At 69.9% G+C, this 17,327-nt stretch carries 20 protein-coding genes and 1 pseudogene; 11 read left to right on the top strand and 10 right to left on the bottom strand.

What is annotated here, in order from left to right; translation table 11 throughout:
* Positions 1-13: 13 nt before the first annotated feature.
* Positions 14-616 (bottom strand): hypothetical protein, encoded by a 603-nt coding sequence (locus AC1DWP_RS04375; RefSeq protein ID WP_477613212.1) that lies wholly within the window; start codon positions 614-616, stop codon positions 14-16.
* Between the two features lie 48 nt (positions 617-664).
* Positions 665-1,408, bottom strand: a complete 744-nt coding sequence (locus AC1DWP_RS04370) for an alpha/beta hydrolase (RefSeq protein ID WP_477613211.1) — start codon at positions 1,406-1,408, stop codon at positions 665-667.
* A 115-nt stretch (positions 1,409-1,523) separates the two neighbouring features.
* Here AC1DWP_RS04370 and AC1DWP_RS04365 point away from each other — a divergent pair, with 115 nt between their 5' ends.
* From AC1DWP_RS04365 to AC1DWP_RS04350, 4 genes are all read left to right on the top strand, one after another.
* Complete coding sequence (locus tag AC1DWP_RS04365) at positions 1,524-2,474, top strand: lysophospholipid acyltransferase family protein (protein ID WP_477613210.1); 951 nt, start codon at positions 1,524-1,526, stop codon at positions 2,472-2,474.
* A gap of 13 nt (positions 2,475-2,487) precedes the next feature.
* Positions 2,488-3,759, top strand: a complete 1,272-nt coding sequence (gene macS, locus AC1DWP_RS04360; RefSeq protein ID WP_477613209.1) for a MacS family sensor histidine kinase — start codon at positions 2,488-2,490, stop codon at positions 3,757-3,759.
* Positions 3,756-4,442: a response regulator gene (locus AC1DWP_RS04355; protein WP_477613208.1), complete on the top strand. Its 687-nt coding sequence runs from the start codon at positions 3,756-3,758 to the stop codon at positions 4,440-4,442. The genes macS and AC1DWP_RS04355 overlap by 4 nt, the downstream gene beginning before the upstream one ends.
* A gap of 124 nt (positions 4,443-4,566) precedes the next feature.
* On the top strand, positions 4,567-5,133 hold the full coding sequence (locus tag AC1DWP_RS04350) for a glycoside hydrolase family 19 protein (protein ID WP_477613207.1): 567 nt from the start codon (positions 4,567-4,569) through the stop codon (positions 5,131-5,133).
* A 78-nt stretch (positions 5,134-5,211) separates the two neighbouring features.
* On the opposite strand, the gene arr is transcribed toward AC1DWP_RS04350, so the two are convergent.
* The 4 genes and pseudogenes from arr to AC1DWP_RS04330 all read right to left on the bottom strand — a co-directional run bounded on the left by arr (position 5,212) and on the right by AC1DWP_RS04330 (position 7,286).
* The gene (gene arr, locus AC1DWP_RS04345; RefSeq protein WP_477613434.1) at positions 5,212-5,664 is read right to left on the bottom strand and encodes an NAD(+)--rifampin ADP-ribosyltransferase; all 453 of its coding nucleotides are present in this window, start codon (positions 5,662-5,664) and stop codon (positions 5,212-5,214) included.
* A 111-nt stretch (positions 5,665-5,775) separates the two neighbouring features.
* Positions 5,776-6,132 (bottom strand): annotated as a pseudogene (locus AC1DWP_RS04340) (putative immunity protein); the annotation flags it as partial.
* A 53-nt stretch (positions 6,133-6,185) separates the two neighbouring features.
* Positions 6,186-6,818: a dihydrofolate reductase family protein gene (locus AC1DWP_RS04335; protein ID WP_477613206.1), complete on the bottom strand. Its 633-nt coding sequence runs from the start codon at positions 6,816-6,818 to the stop codon at positions 6,186-6,188.
* Positions 6,819-6,839: 21 nt separating this feature from the next.
* On the bottom strand, positions 6,840-7,286 hold the full coding sequence (locus tag AC1DWP_RS04330; RefSeq protein ID WP_477613205.1) for a phage baseplate assembly protein V: 447 nt from the start codon (positions 7,284-7,286) through the stop codon (positions 6,840-6,842).
* Positions 7,287-7,545: 259 nt separating this feature from the next.
* Between AC1DWP_RS04330 and AC1DWP_RS04325 the strand changes: the two genes are divergently transcribed.
* Both AC1DWP_RS04325 and AC1DWP_RS04320 read left to right on the top strand, forming a co-directional pair.
* Positions 7,546-7,908, top strand: coding sequence for a YciI family protein (locus tag AC1DWP_RS04325; RefSeq protein ID WP_477613204.1), 363 nt, complete (start codon positions 7,546-7,548; stop codon positions 7,906-7,908).
* A gap of 136 nt (positions 7,909-8,044) precedes the next feature.
* The gene (locus AC1DWP_RS04320; protein ID WP_477613203.1) at positions 8,045-8,374 is read left to right on the top strand and encodes a VOC family protein; all 330 of its coding nucleotides are present in this window, start codon (positions 8,045-8,047) and stop codon (positions 8,372-8,374) included.
* A 35-nt stretch (positions 8,375-8,409) separates the two neighbouring features.
* Here the strand turns inward: AC1DWP_RS04320 and AC1DWP_RS04315 are convergent, their stop codons facing one another.
* Positions 8,410-8,925 (bottom strand): nitroreductase family protein, encoded by a 516-nt coding sequence (locus AC1DWP_RS04315; RefSeq protein ID WP_477613202.1) that lies wholly within the window; start codon positions 8,923-8,925, stop codon positions 8,410-8,412.
* Positions 8,926-9,106: 181 nt separating this feature from the next.
* Here AC1DWP_RS04315 and AC1DWP_RS04310 point away from each other — a divergent pair, with 181 nt between their 5' ends.
* Both AC1DWP_RS04310 and AC1DWP_RS04305 read left to right on the top strand, forming a co-directional pair.
* The gene (locus AC1DWP_RS04310) at positions 9,107-9,445 is read left to right on the top strand and encodes a DUF4760 domain-containing protein (RefSeq protein ID WP_477613201.1); all 339 of its coding nucleotides are present in this window, start codon (positions 9,107-9,109) and stop codon (positions 9,443-9,445) included.
* Positions 9,446-9,507: 62 nt separating this feature from the next.
* Entirely contained in the window at positions 9,508-9,903 is a 396-nt protein-coding gene (locus AC1DWP_RS04305) for a nuclear transport factor 2 family protein (protein ID WP_477613200.1), read from the top strand.
* Positions 9,904-9,943: 40 nt separating this feature from the next.
* Here AC1DWP_RS04305 and AC1DWP_RS04300 read toward each other — a convergent pair whose 3' ends face one another.
* On the bottom strand, positions 9,944-11,182 hold the full coding sequence (locus AC1DWP_RS04300; RefSeq protein WP_477613433.1) for an MFS transporter: 1,239 nt from the start codon (positions 11,180-11,182) through the stop codon (positions 9,944-9,946).
* 147 nt (positions 11,183-11,329) lie between these two features.
* On the opposite strand from AC1DWP_RS04300, the gene AC1DWP_RS04295 reads away from it, so the two are divergent.
* Entirely contained in the window at positions 11,330-12,250 is a 921-nt protein-coding gene (locus AC1DWP_RS04295) for a patatin-like phospholipase family protein (protein ID WP_477613199.1), read from the top strand.
* Complete coding sequence (locus tag AC1DWP_RS04290) at positions 12,247-12,594, top strand: hypothetical protein (RefSeq protein ID WP_477613198.1); 348 nt, start codon at positions 12,247-12,249, stop codon at positions 12,592-12,594. The genes AC1DWP_RS04295 and AC1DWP_RS04290 overlap by 4 nt, the downstream gene beginning before the upstream one ends.
* Before the next feature lie 83 nt (positions 12,595-12,677).
* On the opposite strand, the gene AC1DWP_RS04285 is transcribed toward AC1DWP_RS04290, so the two are convergent.
* The gene (locus AC1DWP_RS04285) at positions 12,678-12,929 is read right to left on the bottom strand and encodes a hypothetical protein (RefSeq protein WP_477613197.1); all 252 of its coding nucleotides are present in this window, start codon (positions 12,927-12,929) and stop codon (positions 12,678-12,680) included.
* Positions 12,930-13,020: 91 nt separating this feature from the next.
* On the opposite strand from AC1DWP_RS04285, the gene AC1DWP_RS04280 reads away from it, so the two are divergent.
* Positions 13,021-16,833, top strand: a complete 3,813-nt coding sequence (locus AC1DWP_RS04280) for a DUF7379 domain-containing protein (protein WP_477613196.1) — start codon at positions 13,021-13,023, stop codon at positions 16,831-16,833.
* 24 nt (positions 16,834-16,857) lie between these two features.
* Here the strand turns inward: AC1DWP_RS04280 and AC1DWP_RS04275 are convergent, their stop codons facing one another.
* Entirely contained in the window at positions 16,858-17,274 is a 417-nt protein-coding gene (locus AC1DWP_RS04275) for a hypothetical protein (RefSeq protein ID WP_477613195.1), read from the bottom strand.
* Positions 17,275-17,327: the final 53 nt, after the last annotated feature.

The following is a 17,327-nucleotide window of genomic DNA, read 5'->3' as shown; positions in this document are numbered from 1 at the left end:
CTGGCCGCAGCTCTCAGACGCGGGCTCCGTTGTCGGGGTCGTCCTCGTCGCGGGCCTGCGGCTGCCGCATCACGAGCAGGACGAACCCCATGACCGTGAGTCCGAGGGCTCCGAGCGTCCACCAGCTGCTGACGTTCGGCCGGAACAGCACCAGCCACAGCAGGAGCAGCGGACCAGCCACGAGACCGACGATGATGCCCCAGAACTGAAGGTCCTCCTGGGGCGGCAGGGGCGCCGTCGGGCCGGGCTCGAAGTGCTCGTCGTCGTCGAGGTCGCGCTGGTCGCGCAGCTCGACCGGATCCGGGGCGTCCTCGGCGGCTCCCGGCTGCTCGGCTCCGCGCCACACGACGAACGGCCTGGTCGGGGGTGGGTTCACGGTCGGCCGCAGCGGCGGGTTGACCCCCGTTGCGGGCTGACCCGAAGCCGGGCCTGAGGCGCCCTCGGTCGACGGGTCGCTGGTGTCGCCATCCTGGGAGCCGGAGCCTCGGTCGGCGGAGTCGGCGGAGGTGGGGGACTCGGCGGAGGCGGGGCTGTCGGGGTTGTCGGGCAGGGACTGGACCTCGTCCCAGCGCGCGATGATGTCCGCGAACTCGGCGTCGACGTCGCGGTCGCTCATGGGATGCCCCTTGGTCTGGATCGAGCCGGATGGCTGGACGAACTCGGCCTAGCTCAGCCGCTCGATGAACTGCACCGACTCCTCAAAGATACGTGGCGCGTCGTTGTCGAGGGTAGCCACGTGGTAGCTGTCGTGGAGGAGGATCTCGGTGGAGTCTTCGCTGGAGATCCGGGCCAGGATCAGTTCCGAGCTCGACGCGGGCACGACGTGGTCCTGCGGCGAGTGCAGCAGGAGCACCGGCTGGGTCACCTCCGGCAGGTCGCGGATGACGTTCTTCCAGGCCGTGAACTGCGAGTGCGCCGCGTGCACCGGCGAGCGGTCGTAGGCCAGCTCGACCACCCCGGGCTTCTTGATGTCGCTGGCGATGGCAGCAGCGCTGGGCATGACGTGCTTGAGGAGTGGGACGAGCCGGATCCGCCAGTCCTCGAACTTCACCGCGGGGTTGACCAGGACCAGCCCCGAGACCCGCGGGCCGTGCTCTGCGGCCAGGGCGAGGGCCAGCGCCCCGCCCATCGACAGCCCGCCGACGAAGACGCGGCCACAGCGTTCGTGGAGCTCGCGGAACGTGGTGTCGACGACGGCATACCAGTCCTCCCACCTGGTGCGGTTCAGCTCCTGCCACGTCGTCCCGTGCCCGGGCAGCCGCGGAACCCGGACCGTGTAGCCGCGTTCGGCGAGGTACTCGCCCCAGGGACGCACGCCTTGTGGGGTCCCCGTGAAGCCGTGGACCAAGAGCACACCGGTGTCGGATCCATCGTGGGAGTAGGGCTCTGCGCCGGGAAGCAGGGACACGGTCACTCCTGGGGCAGGGGCAGAAACGGAGCTGGGGTGGCGCGCATTCTCGCACGGGCCGCGACGACGCCTTGAGTACCGTAGAGTTCACGGCGTCACTTCGGGAGGTGTGCTGGTGTTCTACTGGGTGCTCAAGACGGTCGTTCTTGGCCCGATCCTCAAGTTGCTCTTTCGCCCGTGGGTCGAGGGCGAGGAGAACATTCCCGACGACGGCCCAGCCATCTTCGCGAGCAACCACCTGTCGTTCTCGGACTCCATCTTCCTCCCGCTGGTCATCCCGCGCCGGATGACCTTCCTGGCCAAGTCCGACTACTTCACCGGACGAGGCCTCAAGGGCCGCCTGACCGCCGCGTTCTTCCGCGGCGTCGGTCAGCTGCCCGTGGATCGTTCCGGCGGTCGCGCGGGTGAGGCGGCCCTGCGCTCTGGCTTGAAGGTGCTGCGCCGCGACGAGCTGCTCGGCATCTATCCCGAGGGGACGCGCAGCCCCGACGGCCGGCTCTACCGTGGACGCACCGGTGTCGCCCGGATGGCCCTCGAGGGCAAGGTCAAGGTGCTCCCTGTCGCGATGATCGGCACCGACAAGGCCCAGCCGACCGGCACCAAGATCCCCAAGCTGATCCGCATCGGTGTGAAGATCGGAAAGCCGCTCGACTTCTCGCGCTACGAGGGCATGGAGGACGACCGCTTCGTCCTGCGCTCCATCACCGACGAGATCATGTACGAGCTGATGCTGCTGTCCGGCCAGGAGTACGTCGACATGTACGCCACGTCCATGAAGGACCGCATCCTCGCCGCTGCGAAGACCAAGGCGCGCGAGCTCCAGGAGGCAGCCCTGCCGGGCTCGGCCGCCAAGGAGCTCGAGGAGGCCCTCGACGCCGGGGACGACCAGACCTCGCGCAAGGGGCAGCGCCCGAGCGTCGACGACGCCGTCGGTGACATCGACGAGCGGACCGGCGCTGACGACGACCGCACCGAGGACGAGGCGGCCGCTGACCGCGACGATGTCCCGCGCGACGCCGAGTCGGTCTCGGACGAGGTGCCCCCCGGCGCCCGCGCGGCGAGCTGAGGACCCCTTCGCCGTGGCGCGGCACCTGAGCCTGTCCGCGCGCCGCGCCATCGCGGCCCCGGACTCCCAGCCCGAGGTCGTGTCTGCCTTCTGGAAGGGCATCGACGTCTTCCGGCCCATCGCCCTGGCGTATGCCGCGTACTCCCTGGCGGACCGGCCGCACGACCTCGCGCGGCCAGCCCTGGGCTGGACGGTCCTCGCGGTGCTCGGCCTCTGGACCGTCTTCCTCGTCCTCTACCGTCGCCGTCGGCTGTGGCTGGTCGTCGTCGAGTTGCTGCTCGGGGCTGCCGCGATCATGGCAACCCTGGTGGTCGACACCTCCGCGGCCATCGAGCAGGGCTCGCGCACCCTGCCGACGATCTGGCCTGCGGCCGGCGTCGTGTCGGCGGCCGTGCTGCTGGGCCGCAAGGGCGGCATACCGGCGGCGGTCTTCATCGGCATCGTCGACGTGGTCGAGGTGGGGAAACCCACGCCCAACACCGTCAACAACATCGTCCTGCTGCTCCTCATCGGCGCCCTCATCGGCTATGCCTGCGACCTCGCCCGAGAGGGGCACGCCAAGCTGCGCGAGGCGTTATCCCTCGAGGCCCAGGTGCGCGAGCGGGAGCGGCTCGCCCGCACCGTGCACGACGGGGTCCTGCAGACCTTGGCCTTCATCAACCGACGCGGCACCCAGCTCGGCGGCGAGGCCGCGCAGCTGGGGGGCATGGCCGCCGACCAGGAACGCCTGCTGCGCGCCCTGGTGAGTGGGACCTCGTCGGCCGACACCGAAGCCACCGTGACCGGCGACCTGGACCTGCGCCAGCAGCTCGGACGGTTCGCTGGGGGACAGGTCCACCTCGTCGCGCCGGCCGACCCGGTGCTCGTGCCACCGCGCGTGGCCGGCGAGCTCGTCGCAGCCGTCGGAGCCGCTCTCGACAACGTGCGCGTGCACGCCGGGGACGGGGCCCAGGCCTGGGTCCTCGTCGAGGACGACGGCAGCGAGGTCGCCCTGACCGTGCGTGACAACGGCGTGGGTATGCCGGCTGGTCGCCTCGACGAGGCGGCCGCGGCGGGCCGGATGGGCGCTTCCTCGAGCATCCGCGGGCGGTTGACCGATCTGGGTGGGACGGCGGACTACACGGTGCGAGAGGGTGCCGGGGTGACCGTCCGGATGCGTGCCCCGAAGGATGGCGGACGCGATGCCGGACGCAGCGAGGGAATCAGCAAGCGAATCCGCAAGGGACGCGACAAGGGACGCGACAGCGGACGCGACAGCGGACGCGACAACCAAGGAGTGCGATGACCGACCAGCAACCCGAGCCCGCGGCGGCTGCGCCGGTGAGCGTGGTCGTCGCGGACGACCACCCGATGTGGCGGGACGCGGTCGCGCGCGACCTCGCCGAGGCGGGGATGACCGTGCTGGCCACGGCGGATGATGGACCCGCCGCGGTCAACCGGACCAAGGCGACTCGGCCCGACGTGCTCGTCCTCGACCTCAACCTGCCAGGCATGCGCGGGCACGAGGTGTGCGCGGCGCTGGGCTCGCTGGCCACCCGGGTGCTGGTGCTGTCGGCGTCCGGTGAGCAGCAGGACGTCCTCGAGGCGGTCAAGGCCGGGGCGACCGGCTATCTCGTGAAGTCCGCCTCGCGGGAGGAGATCGTGGCGGCCGTCCGGGCGACTGCCCGCGGCGAGGCCGTGTTCACGCCGGGGCTGGCCGGGTTGGTGCTGGGGGAGTTCCGCAGGATGTCGACCCAGCCGCAGGCCGATCCGTCGCGGCCGATCCCCGAGCTGACCGAACGCGAGACCGAGGTGCTCAAGCTGGTCGCGACGGGGATGTCCTACAAGGAGATCGCGTCCGACCTGTTCATCTCGCACCGCACCGTGCAGAACCACGTGCAGAACACGCTCGGGAAGCTGCAGCTGCACAACCGCATCGAACTGGTCCGGTTCGCCATCGCGAAGGGCCTGGACACCCTCGAGGCGTGAGCGTCCTCCGTCGCCCGGCTGCTGGAGCGCACCCGTGCGCCGTGGGGGTTTGTACGCCATTTGCGCGATGACGCATGTGGTTGTGCCGATGCACCCTCGGTAGCGAAGGGTAGGAGGCACTGAAGTGGGCGACATCAACCGGAAGTTCTTCTTCGACCACGTTCGGGTCGCACTGTTCGACGGACACCTCAGGCAGAGCCAGGTCGACGGGCTCGACGGCTTCCTCGACCGGTGGGAGAAGTTCCACAAGACCGACGACCTGCGCTGGCTGGCCTACATGCTGGGCACCACGCACCACGAGACCGACCACAAGATCCAACCCATCGAGGAGTACGGCAAGGGAAAGGGCCACGCCTACGGCAAGCCCGATCCGGTCACCCACCAGAGGTACTACGGTCGCGGGTTCGTCCAGATCACCCACAAGGGCAACTACCAGCGGATGGGCGACATCCTCCAGGTCGACCTGGTCCACCACCCCGAGCTCGCCCTCAACTTCGACGTCGCCCTGCGGATCATCTTCTTCGGGATGACCAACGGAACCTTCACGGGCAAGCAGCTGTCGGACTACTTCAACCCCCACAAGGCGGACTGGGTGAACGCCCGCAGGATCGTCAACGGCACCGACAAGGCCCAGTCCATCGCCACCCTGTCGCGCAGGTACTACGCAGCGATCTCCTTCACGACGCCCTGACCGTCCACACCCCTGACCGTCGACACCCCTGACCACATTGCCTGGACGCCGGGCTCACGAGGGTCAGGGCAGTCGCCGTCAGTCGTCCATCGCCTCGATCCCGAGCTCGGCCAGTTCGGCCATGCGCGCTCGCATGTGCTGGATCATCTCCGGCGCAGGACGCTCCCAGCCCGTGATCTCCTCGACCACCCGCAGGGGCTCGGTGGTCCGGTAGGACCGGGTCGGGTTTCCCGGGAAGCGCTTGTCGGTGACGTTCGGGTCGTCCTCGATCGTCCCGGTGGGCTCGACCCGGTAGACCCGGCCCGGCCCCGTGCCCCGCGCGAGCTCGGCCGCCAGTGGCGCGCCCTGGCGGGTGGCCGTCAGGTAGATGTGTCTGGACTGACGCCCCGAGCCGTAGTTCGAGCGCCAGCCGGGCGTGAGCAGCTCACCCGGGCGCAGGTCGGCTTTCGTCCCGTGGAAGAAGGGTCCGGGGTCGTCGACCACCCGCGGCGCCGGAGGGGGATCCCGCAGCAGGCTCTCGAGTCGCTTCATGAGTACCGCGACCCGGCTGCGCGCCCCAGGCACCCGCGGGTAGCGCGACAGGACGTCAAGGACGACCGGCGTGGCTCGCTTCGCGGCGGCCGTGACGGCGTACTCGGCGACCACCGGGTCATCGCCGCGTGCGAGCTCGGCCGCCCGGGCGGCGTGGGCGGCCGGCCCGAGGATGTGGCGCACCTGCCTCGCCTTCGCCAGCGGATGCAGGTATGCCGCGGCGGCGGCATCTCCTGCAGCGCTCGCCGCGTGCCGTGCGGCGTCCGTCGTCGCGTCCGCGGCTGCCCGATGGGCGTCGGCCGCGGCAGTCCGTTGGAGTCGTGACCGCGGCGCGCCCTCGGCGAAGACTCGCGCGGCCTGGACAGCTGCGGCCGGTCGGGGGTCGTCCGGACGGGACCTGAGGAAGATGACGAGTGCAGGTTCGGCGCACGCCGCGGCATACCCGGCCACCGCCCGCAGCTCGTCCATCGTCAGCTCGAAGTCGCCCGCCCCTGTCTGCATCTCCGGCCGCTTCGCAGGTCTCACCGTGTCTTGCGCGTGAACGTGAGGTGGGTAACGCCGCTGGGGGACGAGATCGCCTCGATGCCGTAGGTGTCCTCCAGGGAGTCGAGACCGTCCCAGAGACGGACGCCGCGACCGAGCACGATGGGGACCTGGACGACGTGCATGTGGTCGACGAGCCCGGCGGCGAGGAAGTCGCGGATGACGGTGGCGCCACCGCCGATCCGGACGTCCTGCCCGTCGGCTGCGTCGCGAGCACGTTCGAGCGCCTCGGCCGGGGCGACATCGAGGAAGTGGAAGGTGGTGCCGCCCTCCATCTCCATCGAGGGACGCGGCCGATGGGTGAGCACGAAGGTCGGTGTGTGGAACGGCGGGTTCGGACCCCACCAGCCCTTCCAGTCCGGGTCGTCGCGCCATCCGGGCGGGCCGAACTTGTTGGCGCCCATGATCTCGGCGCCGATGCCGGGGGTGTGGCGCTCGGCGAACGCGTTGTCGACGCCGGCGGCCCCGCTCGCGTCCCAGAACCGGGTGGCGAACATCCACTCGTGCAGGCGCTGGCCGGCGTGACCGAAGGGCGCCTCGGCGCTCTGCGGTTCGCCGGTGGCGAAGCCGTCGAGGGAGATGGAGAAGTTGTGGATCCGTGCGAGTGACATCGGCGCCTTTCCTCGGGGCGGTCAATCGGTGATGCGCTGACCCAACCAGATCGGTCGGGACGGGTCGCACGATTCGAGGGCGACCCAGACCCCGTCGCCAGGGGCAGGGACCTGGTGGGTTTCACCGAAGGGCAGGCAGGCCGCGGCCCACACACCGTCGTCTCCGCCGAGGTCCGGGACCCGGACGAACAGGCGCGCCTGCATGAGCGGGTCCGCGTTGTCGAGCACGGTCGCACGGTGGACCCCGCACGTGGCGACGGACGGTCGACGACGGGTGCCGAGATAGCTCTCGCCGGCGAGCTGCTCCGAGTGGAAGCTGAGCAGCTCCGCGACGAAGCCGAACAGCTCCAGCAGGGCCACGCCCGGATCATGGTCGGTCGTGTCCGTCCAGTCCCTCAGCCGAGTGCGCGCCCGCTCGACGAGATCCTCGAGCTGCGGCCGCTCATCGCGGCCACCATCCCCGCTCATGGGCTCAGGTGTCTGCTCATGGGCACCATTATTCGCACGTCGACCGCCACGGGCCATCACGTTGCGTTCTCCGCCAGGTCGGCGGGTCGGTTGCCGCCGCCCACCCCATTGAACGCTCACCACGGCATACCGTCGGGGTGTGGCACTTGCTCGCCCGCCGCGGGACGGTATCGGCGGGCGGTGTCGTATTCGTGGGTTGCCGTTCGTGGTGTGGGTGGAAGGTGGTCACCCGGACCACCGACAACGAAGGAGAACAGTCATGACGCACTACCTGCTGGCCGTGCACGGCCCGGCCGAGATGGACGAGTTCGGCAACTACGGCTCCAAGGAGGAGATGGAGGAGTCGTTCGCTGCGACCGGTGTCTTCAACGACAAGCTGCAGGCCGAGGGCTACTGGGTCTTCGCCGGCGGGCTCGAGCCGGTCTCGACGGCAACGGTCGTCGACGGCCAGGGAGACACACCGGTCCTGACCGACGGCCCCTACCTGGAGTCGAAGGAGGTCCTCGGTGGCTTCTGGGTGATCGACGCGCCGGACCTCGACGTGGCCCTGCGCCTTGCCGCCGAGGGGTCCAAGGCCTGCCGGGGCAAGGTCGAGGTGCGTCCGTTCGCCGGGCTCGCCTGAGCCGCTCGTTGCCGAGGCGGCACTCGCCGGATGGGTCAGGAATCGAGAAGCGTCGGATGCTCACCGACTCGTAGCCTCAACACATCGATGAGAGGCGGTCCGCAAAGGTGACCGTCCTGACCCGGAGGTGACGAAGATGAGTGCCACGATCCGCAGTCTGGTGATCCCGGTGTCCGATCTGGACGCCACCAAGGCCGTGTACACCGCGTTGCTCGGGGCACCGCACACCGACGAGCCCTACTACGTCGGGTACAACGTCGACGGCTTCGAGGTCGCCCTGAACCCGGCCGGCGCGGGTGGGGGACCGGTGGCCTTTGCCGATGTCGATGACCTCGACGCGACCCGCGCGACCCTGCTGGAGGCCGGAGCCACCGAGCGCGATGCGCCGCGTCAGGTCGCACCGGGTGCGAGGGTGTGCGTGATCGTGGACGCGGACGGCAACCCGATCGGCCTGCGCGGGGCGTAGGAGTCGCACGGCGCGGTCACCACGCGGTCAGGCGGTCACCACCGTCCGCGGTGCACGACCTCGTCGAAGGGCCGCCGGTTGAGCTGGCGGATGACGGCCAACGGCTTGTCCGACGGATAGCCGACGGAGAGCAGGTAGGCCAGGAATCGTCCTTCGGGGAAGCCGAGGACGGACCTGGCCCGGTCCTGGTCGGAGGCGGCGGCATGGCCGGTGCCGACGCCCAGGTCGGCCGCGGCAACCGTCATCGCATACGTGGCCTGGCCGAGGTCGTACTGGAGCAGCTCGGACTGCCGGTCGTCCTGTGGTTCGGGCGCGACGATGGCGATCGCGGCCCCCGCTCCGGCGACGTGCCTGGCGCCCTGCCAGACCTTCGCCAGCTCGACCAGCTGTGCCCTGTCGGTGACGAGCACGAAGTCCCACGGCTGCCAGTTGCCCGCCGACGGGGCGCGTCGCCCAGCCTCGAGAATCCGGTCGAGCGCCTCGCCGGGTACCGGCTGATCGGTGAACTGCCGAACATTGCGGCGCGCCCGCATGGCGTCCCACGTCTCCACTGTCCCATCGTGCGCCTCGAAGGCGGGTTGTGGAAGGAAAGGGTGGGGCGTTGACCCGTCCACGACGTCCGGGGACCCGCGCCGCCGGGTCTGTGGCTCGTCCTCAGAGCGTATGGCGTGGGCCGGTGGCTCGGCGTAGCGTCGTTGTCCGAACACGTCACAGTCTGATGGGGTGGATGAGATGGCAGATCGGCAGGACGGCGTAATGCTCGTGCAGCTGGCCCAGTGGGGCTCGACCATGGGCCTCGAAGACGCCATGCAGGCCGTGTTGGCCGACGGTTTCGACCCCGAGACCGCCTCCATCGATGACGTCCTGGTGTCCCGTGTTCTCAACTGGGGCGAGACTATCGGCACGCTCACCAAGAACGGGCTGATCGACACTGACCTCGTGCTCGACTGGTGGTGGGCTGCGGGTGTCTGGACGCGCGTCGGCCCTGCTGCGCTCAGGGCGCGCGACAAGCACGGCGTTCCCCAGCTGTACGAGAACTTCGAGGCGCTGGCGGCGAAGCAGGGCAGCTGAGGTCGGCGTCACGCGAGTCCGAACCTCCGGACGACCGCGACACGCGGAAAGGGGGTGGGTCGATGGATCGGGAGACCGCTCAGGAGTGGCTCGACCGGTACGTCGACGCATGGCTGTCCTACGACCGGGACGCTGTCTCCGGGCTGTTCAGCGAGGACATCGTCTACCGCTACCACCCGTCTGACGAGCCGACGGTCGGTCGAGACCCTGTCGTCGCGTCCTGGCTCGGCGAGGGGGCCTCTGGTGGCGCCTCGACCCGCGACACGCCGGGCACCTACGAGGCGAAGTACTCTCCGGTCGCGGTGGACGGCGACATCGTGGTGGCCACCGGCACATCGTCGTACCGAGAGGTGCCGGGCGGGCCATTCGTCCGCATCTACGACAACTGCTTCGTCATCCGTTTCGACGGCGAAGGACGGTGCCGCGAGTTCACCGAGTACTACAACCGCCGTCCGTGACTGGCGCGGCCCCGAGGGCTCTGGACCGGTGGCCGGGTGGTCAGACGGGGGCCGCGGGACCCACGCCGGGCGCGGTGGGGCTCGAGGTGACCAGATCGGCTGGAGCGTTCTGGCGACGTGAGAGGAGGATCGCGGGCAACGCGAGGGCGGATATCGCGGAACCGACAACGTACGACGGTCCGTACCCCCACAGGTCGGCTGACTTGCCGAGAACCGGCTGGCCCCAGACCCCACCGCTGGAACCCATGAGGGAGTCGAACGACAGGATCGTGGCACGCTGCTTGGAGGGGATGAGGCCGTTCAGGTAGGTCTGGCGGATCGGCATCGACGCCGCAAAGAGCAGACCCCACACGCTCACCAGGGTGATGACGACCCAGAAGCTGTGCACCAGCCCCATCAGGGCGAGCGCCAGCGTCCCCAGGGCCGAGATCGCGGCCAGGGCGCTGGTCCGGCGGTGGACGAAGTGACGGAGCCGGGGGGCGAGCAGCCCTCCGAGGATCTGGGCCCCTGCGACGATCGCCGCTGCGAGACCGGCGATCTGGTACGCGTGGGGGTCGCCGTAGAGCTCCAGGAGGTACGGCTGCAGCGCGTAGAACGCGTAGATGGCGACGCCACCGGTGAAGAGCGACTCGACCATCAACCACTTGACGGCAGGCACCCGCCACCCGAGGTCCACCGAGGTCGCGACGATGTGTCGCATCTCGGCGAGGGGGCGGCCACGCGGGTCGGGTGTGAAGCCGATGTCGTGCATCACGACGGACGCGAACAGGAACATCGCGGCCAGGATCGCCGAGCGCAGGACGAACGGGACACCGACCGACGAATGCTGGGCGATGACACCCCCGCCGAGCGAGCCGACGAGCATCGCGGCTCCGCCCACCACCTGCCCGCGCCCGAACACCGACTCCACGGTGCCGGTGAAGTTGACCGCAGCCAGGGCGTCGATCAGCCAGGCCTCGACGGCGCCCGAGAAGAAGGTGAAGCCGAGTCCGAGTCCGATGGACACCAGGGCCCAGAGCCAGAACGCCGAGTGCCAGTGCCAGAGCCCCACGTAGGCCAGCGTGGCCACGCTGAGCGTGATCGTGCCGAGCAGGTAGGACGCGCGGCGACCGATCGTGTCGGCGACCACCCCGGTGGGCACCTCGAAGATCACCATGCCTGCGGTGAAGAAGGCGTTCGCCGCGAACGCCTCCAGGTTGGACAGGCCGGCGTCGAGCAGGAAGATCGTGTTGATGCCCCAGATGAGGGCCTGGGCAAGGGTGTTGCCGAGGAGCAGCATCAGGTAGGTCCGCACGACCCCGCGTGCCGTGGTGACCGGAGAGGCAGTCGACACGGAACTACCTAACCGCGTCAGGGGGTGGACGTCGATAGCCGTCGGCAGCCTCACTCGGGCAGTCGGCCTCCCGGGTGCATAGAGTGCCCGGTCATGAGCGAGCGAGCGTCGACCTCGGCGGCAGCCCTGAGCAGGGCGTTGGTCTTGGGTGGGGGCGGATCGGCAGGCAATGCGTGGCTCATCGGCGTCAGCGCCGGCCTGGTGGATGCCGGGTTGGATGTGACCGAGGCCGACCTGGTCATCGGGACGTCGGCCGGTGCGACGGCCGCGGCCCAGATCACCAGCGCGAGTCCGACCACCCTGCTTGCCGACATCGTCGGCCCTGCGGCCCCGCCGCGGACTGCTCCGGTGGCAACCAGTGGTCGACGCGTTCGCACCGGGCCGGTGGTCGACCACCTGGAGAGAACGAACCGAATCATCGCCGCCGCTGAGGACGCGGCCGACATGCGCCGCAGAATGGGTGCGGCGGCGCTCGACCTGGAGGCGGCGTCGGATGGGTCCGGGCACACGCGGTGGCGCGCCACCGTCGCCGCCCGGCTGCCCAGCCAGCAATGGCCGGAACGCAGGATGCTGATCACCGCGGTCGATGCCCACACGGGTGAACCGGTCGTGTTCGACCGCCACAGTGCGGTGCCGCTGGCGGACGCCGTCGCCGCCAGCACAGCGAGCGGCGTCGCCTACCGCATCGGCAGCGCTCGATACATCGACGGCGGTTACCGTCGCAACGAGAACGCCGATCTCGCGGCCGGCTACGGGCGGGTGCTGGTGCTTTCTCCACTCGGAGGCCGAACGCGGCACCCGCTGCTCTGGGGGATGCACCTTGCAGCGCAGGTCGACGAGCTGCGCGCGGGCGGCAGCAGGGTCGCGACGATCCTGCCGGATGGCAACTCCCTCAAGGCATTCGGCACGAATCTGATGGACCCGTCGACGCGTCCGCCCGCTGCTCGAGCCGGTTACGAGCAGGGCAGGTCCCTGGCCGAGCAGCTGATCGAGTTCCTAGACTTCGGCGGGTGAGCAGGACGCCCAGCCACCAGGGGAGATCGCTCCCCGCCCTCGCCCTCGCCCTTGCCGTTGCGGCGTTGTCGACGCTGCCAGCCGCCATCGGTTTCGGTTGGCAGGACACTCCGCTGGGCTTCGGCGAAGTGGCCTTCAGCATCGAGGACTTCGGCATCGCGGGAGCTGCCATGGGCGCCTTGGCGATGGCTGTGGCCGTGTCAGCGCTGCGCGCCAACCGGCGCGATCACGAGCCGGTGTGGGTGGCGGGATCGGCGATAGCCGTTTCCGTGGCAGCCATGGTGGCAGGCCTCGTGCTGCCCGTCAGCCTCCTGTGCTATTTCGAGAACACCGGTACCTGCTGATCCGCACCGCACGGTGACACAACGGACGTGACCCGTGCCACGAGCCATCAGCGCATCCATGGGGTATGCCGCGCTGCGCCGCCTCAGCGTGCGAGGTCGGCGCTGCCCCGAGGCACCCGGTGCCGTCCCTGCTCGGGGCGCGGTTGCGGCGGGGCCGTGCGTCCCGACGTGAGCGGCGAGGGCAGGAGGGCGCCGACGGTGAGCCCCGCGAGACCGGCCAGGTACTCGTCCACCTGCTGGCCACTGACGGACAGGTAGATCACCGCGCCCAGGCTCGAGAGGGCTGCTACCACCATCGCCAGGCTCGAGACCCGGGACGTGAATTCGTCACGCATGACGATCCTCCAACCTCGGCTGGGCAGGTTACCCAACCTCTTGTCCTCAAAGAGGGGTCAGGCGCGCTGTTGATACCGAAGCGACGGCGTTATGTGTGGGGCCGCGGGGCCAGGGACAGCTGACGTCATTCTCGTGCAATTGCCGGAGTTGGGTCGCGTCGAATGGTCCTATCGTTCGATTGCGTCACAGGTTCTGGCGGGCAGCCTCGCCCTGCGGTGGAGGGTTGGCCAAGGCGGAAGGAACGACACGATGCCGAGTCGGCAATGGACTTCTGGTGCGCTGACAGTGACCTACCCCGACTCGTACTCAGTCGGGACGGCCACGACCACGACCGGCAGCCCACCGAGTCCCGGTCGACGGCGCCGGAGCCCAACAGCCGGCCGGACCGCAGCCGGCCAGGAGAACGTGACCGGTGCTCTCCTGGACGCCCTCGCCGACCAAGACCTCGAGCTGGTCGAGCCCGTGGAGCTGGTGCCGCCCCGCCCGGCCCCGGGAAGGCGTGCCCCCAGCCGGGCGGCCACCGTCAGCCTGGACCTCGATGTCGCGCCAGAGGAGTCAGCCGTGATCCTGCTGGAGCAGGACGGCTTCTACTCCTGGCAGCTGCCCACCGACAACGGAACCCCGACCGTGAGGGCGCGACGCGGCCGCGGCCCGGCGCGGCGGCAGGTGCACTTCGAGCTCGACGTCCGTGCGTCCGAGCCGGCCACGGCGGCGCCGGCTCCGTCTCGGACGGTCCGGGGCCCCTTGGGCGACTTCGTCGTGGGCCGCGCCAAGGCCTACGTCCTCAAGTTCGTGGCAGGGCTGGTCCCCGGACCGCTCATGGGCTTCCTGGAGCGACACGTGACGCCCGGCCTTGTCATCATGCAGGGCAAGGACGTCAGCAAGTGGTCGCGGGTGAGCACGCTCGGGGACGTGAAGCTGCCCCAGGACCGGCCGGCCCGCATCCTGCTCTTCGTGCACGGGACCTTCTCCTCCACGGTGGGCAGCTACGGCGCACTGACCTCCACCGACCACGGCCGAGCGTTCCTGGATGCTGCGGGCACGGCATACGACGCCATCCTCGGATTCGACCACCCGACGCTGAGCAAGGACCCACTGGAGAACGCCACAGAGCTCCTGGCGCGACTCGAGAAGAACGCGCTGAAGGCGCCGCCGACCATCGACATCGTGTGCTACAGCCGCGGAGGTCTGGTTGCGCGGAGTCTCGTGGAGTACCTGCTGCCGTCCTCGCCCTGGCGCGCCACCGTGCAGCGGATGATCTTCGTGGGGGCCACCAATGCCGGGACGCGGCTGGCCGAGCCGGCGAACTGGAACACCTTCGTCGACCTGTACACGAACCTGGTCGCCGCCTCCGCGCGCGCGATCGGGCTCCTGACGGGCAGCGCCCCCGCGGCGGAGATCGTGCGCGGCGTGGTCAAGAGCGTCGGCGCGTTCGTGAAGTACCTCGTGGCGGCCGCGGTCACCGACCGGAAGGTGCCCGGCCTTGCCGCGATGGAGCCGGACGGGAAGTTCGTGAAGATGCTCAACGAGGTCCAGCCCGGTCAGCCCGGCGCCGGGACACCCTGGTATGCCGTGTCCTCCGACTTCGAGCCGAAGCTCTTCGCTCACGGGGCCGGGACGCCCGAGCTGCCGCGACGACTCCTGGATGCGCTGGCAGACGGTCTGGTGGACCAGTTGATGGGGGTCCAGAACGACCTCGTGGTCCACACGTCCTCCATGGCGGCGATCGACCTCGGATCCGGCGGTGGCTTCGTCATGGAGACGCTCGACTTCGGCGCCAACGGTGTGGTCTACCACCTCAACTACTTCATCCAGCCACAGGTCACCGCCGCCCTCGCCGCCTGGCTGGGGGTCGGGGGACCGGCGCAGCCGGCGGTGGCCCCCGGCTCGATGGTGGGGCCGAGCCTGCCGCACCGCGCGATCCGCAACATCCGGGTGGTCCCCGTCGACGCGACACCACGAGAGGGACGTGCGGCAGCCCGGGACGCCGACTTCGTCGTGGTCACCCGCGAGCACCAGGGGCAGACGCTGCACTACGCCATCGACCCTGCGACGCTCACCCGCGCACTGCGGGGGGCCAAGGCAGACACGGCCATCGGTGACGCGCTGGGTCTACAGGAGGTGATGCGCAGCCCCACCGTCGAGGTCGGGCGGGTGCCGGGCCCGCTGCCGCGCGAGACGGGACCCCAGGGTCGCCCCCTGCCGAGGACGCGGCGGACCCGCGTCGTCCTGGACCGTGGGGCTCCCGTCGGCGTCGTCGAGGAGGTCGCACCCACGGCCGGCGCCCGCCGTGGCACCAGGAGCCCCGAGTTCGAGTCCGCTGCCAAGCCGCCCCAGCCGACGTCCGGGGCACCCTCAAGACGAGCCCGAAGCCGCGATGTTTCGGTGTTCATGGCGGCCGACCTGCCGTCGGACCTCGTGGTCGGCCGCACGGTCAGCCTCAGCTGCCGCCTCTCACGGGAGGAGCTGAAGGCGGCGGCGACCGGCGCGAGTGGCGCGGGTGGTGGCAAGGTCGACTCGACCAGAGAGCTCATCGTGCAGGTCCTGCCGAAGCAGAACGTCGAGACGGTGGGGGATGACCGGGTCACGACCGAGGTCCCGGCCCCGGGTGAGGTCGCCGAGTTCCTCTTCGACGTGCAACCCACGCACGCGGGCGACGGCGAGGTCTGGGTCGTGCTGCGCCAGGGCCCGGCTGCCCTGGTGACCCTGCGGCTCACGGCGACGGTCTCGGGCACGTCGACAGTCGCCCGAGCGGGTCGTGTCTCTGCCGAGGCCCGGGTCCAGACGGATCCCGGGCTGGTCACGGGTGTTGACGGCGTCCAGTGGCTGCGGATCAACGAGCGTCAGAACGGCGGGGACACGTACTACGACTACGACGTCCAGTCGCAGGAGCTCGGGATCCTGCGGCAGTTCACGTCGCCACCCCTGCAGAACCGTGAGGCGTTCGTCAACGGCCTCTACACGAAGATCGAGGAACGCTGGCTGAGCAGCAAGGGCGACGAACAGACCTTCCAGCGGGAGCTGCGGGTCTTCGGGGGTCAGCTGTTCGACCAGCTGTTCCCTGCGGAGCTGCAGGACGTGTTGTGGGAGAACAGGAGTCGGCTGGGCCAGCTCATGGTGATGTCCCAGGAACCCTTCATCCCCTGGGAGCTCGTGCACCTCAAGGAACGCGGGAAGAAGCTCGGCACGGAGACCCTGTTCCTCGGGCAGTTCGGCATGGTCCGGTGGCTGTGGGGGACCTTCCCCCGGCCGGTGAGATTCCGCACCCGCAAGGGCAAGGTGCTTTCCCTGTGCCCGGCCTACGCCAACCCGGACTGGGTGCTCACCGAAGTGACCCAGGAGGAGGAGTTCCTCAAGCGGCGGCTCGGCGCCAAACCAGTCGCGGCGGAGCAGGGCGCAGTCCTCGACATCATCCAGAACGGTGGTTTCGACCTCCTGCACTTCGCCGGCCACGGCGCCGCCTCCAACACCGCTGCGTCCGACGCCAGGATCCTGCTGGCCGGTCGCGCGGAGAACGGCAGCTATGTCGAGGAGTCGCTGAGCGCGAGCGCTGTCGAGCAGCTGGCCGACCTCGCCGATGCCAAGGGCAATGGTCCGCTCGTCGTGCTCAACGCCTGTCAGGCGGGGCGGGTCGCCCGCCAGCTGTCGAGCCTCGGCGGCTTCGCGCAGGCCTTCCTGGGAGGTGGGGCGGGAGCCTTCATCAGCTCCTTGTGGTCGGTCGGCGACGAGCCGGCGCGCACCTTCGTCGAGACCCTCTACACCGAGCTCCTCGGGGGAGCCACCATGGCCAAGGCCGTGGTGACGGCGCGGGACAAGGCTCGTGCCGACGGTGATGCGACGTGGCTGGCCTACGTCGTGTACTCGCACCCCGGGGCGACCCTGCAGCCACCCGGCGGGTCGTGAGCGGAGTCTCTCGGCTCGGCTCCCTCACCACCGCACGTGACGCACGAGCTCGATGAGCGTGAGCAGATAGAGGGTGAACTTGAGGACCGCCACGACCGCCAGGATGCCTGTGCCCGGCGCCGAGCCACGTCGGGTCAAGAGACCGATGAGGAGGTTCTCCATCAGGTCCATCCCTGCGGCACCCAGTGGGAGCCCCCACCTCGCGTCGGCTGCGCGGAGGAGCAGGGTCGCCGAGAGCCCGAATGCCGCGATGAAGATCAGGTCGAGCCACAGACCGGCGCGCACGGACGACGCGCCTCCTGCCCGGTCGACAGCCGCCGCGAATCGTGGGGGAGTTCCCGCCAGGGCCACGCCCGGCTGCTTCGCGAAGCCGCGGTGCAGCAGGCCTGTTACCACCAGGAAGACGACAGCAGCGAGGAGAAGCACCAGCTCTGCCCACATGGCAGCCCCCATCCGTGGGTGTCCGAGGTCTTGGTGCCCGAGGGCTCCGCTGC

It is taken from the genome of Pedococcus sp. P2_F6, assembly GCF_056403675.1.
This window is presented reverse-complemented; position numbering and strand designations above follow the sequence as displayed.

What these genes read in the sequence shown, in the direction of transcription:
- AC1DWP_RS04375 (WP_477613212.1), bottom strand. Translation starts at nt 616, where the DNA reads ATGAGCGACCGCGACGTCGACGCCGAGTTCGCGGACATCATCGCGCGC.
- AC1DWP_RS04355 (WP_477613208.1), top strand. Translation starts at nt 3,756, where the DNA reads ATGACCGACCAGCAACCCGAGCCCGCGGCGGCTGCGCCGGTGAGCGTG.
- arr (WP_477613434.1), bottom strand. Translation starts at nt 5,664, where the DNA reads ATGAAGCGACTCGAGAGCCTGCTGCGGGATCCCCCTCCGGCGCCGCGG.
- AC1DWP_RS04335 (WP_477613206.1), bottom strand. Translation starts at nt 6,818, where the DNA reads ATGTCACTCGCACGGATCCACAACTTCTCCATCTCCCTCGACGGCTTC.
- AC1DWP_RS04330 (WP_477613205.1), bottom strand. Translation starts at nt 7,286, where the DNA reads ATGAGCGGGGATGGTGGCCGCGATGAGCGGCCGCAGCTCGAGGATCTC.
- AC1DWP_RS04325 (WP_477613204.1), top strand. Translation starts at nt 7,546, where the DNA reads ATGACGCACTACCTGCTGGCCGTGCACGGCCCGGCCGAGATGGACGAG.
- AC1DWP_RS04320 (WP_477613203.1), top strand. Translation starts at nt 8,045, where the DNA reads ATGAGTGCCACGATCCGCAGTCTGGTGATCCCGGTGTCCGATCTGGAC.
- AC1DWP_RS04310 (WP_477613201.1), top strand. Translation starts at nt 9,107, where the DNA reads ATGGCAGATCGGCAGGACGGCGTAATGCTCGTGCAGCTGGCCCAGTGG.
- AC1DWP_RS04305 (WP_477613200.1), top strand. Translation starts at nt 9,508, where the DNA reads ATGGATCGGGAGACCGCTCAGGAGTGGCTCGACCGGTACGTCGACGCA.
- AC1DWP_RS04300 (WP_477613433.1), bottom strand. Translation starts at nt 11,182, where the DNA reads ATGCTGCTCCTCGGCAACACCCTTGCCCAGGCCCTCATCTGGGGCATC.
- AC1DWP_RS04295 (WP_477613199.1), top strand. Translation starts at nt 11,330, where the DNA reads ATGAGCGAGCGAGCGTCGACCTCGGCGGCAGCCCTGAGCAGGGCGTTG.
- AC1DWP_RS04285 (WP_477613197.1), bottom strand. Translation starts at nt 12,929, where the DNA reads ATGCGTGACGAATTCACGTCCCGGGTCTCGAGCCTGGCGATGGTGGTA.
- AC1DWP_RS04280 (WP_477613196.1), top strand. Translation starts at nt 13,021, where the DNA reads ATGTGTGGGGCCGCGGGGCCAGGGACAGCTGACGTCATTCTCGTGCAA.
- AC1DWP_RS04275 (WP_477613195.1), bottom strand. Translation starts at nt 17,274, where the DNA reads ATGTGGGCAGAGCTGGTGCTTCTCCTCGCTGCTGTCGTCTTCCTGGTG.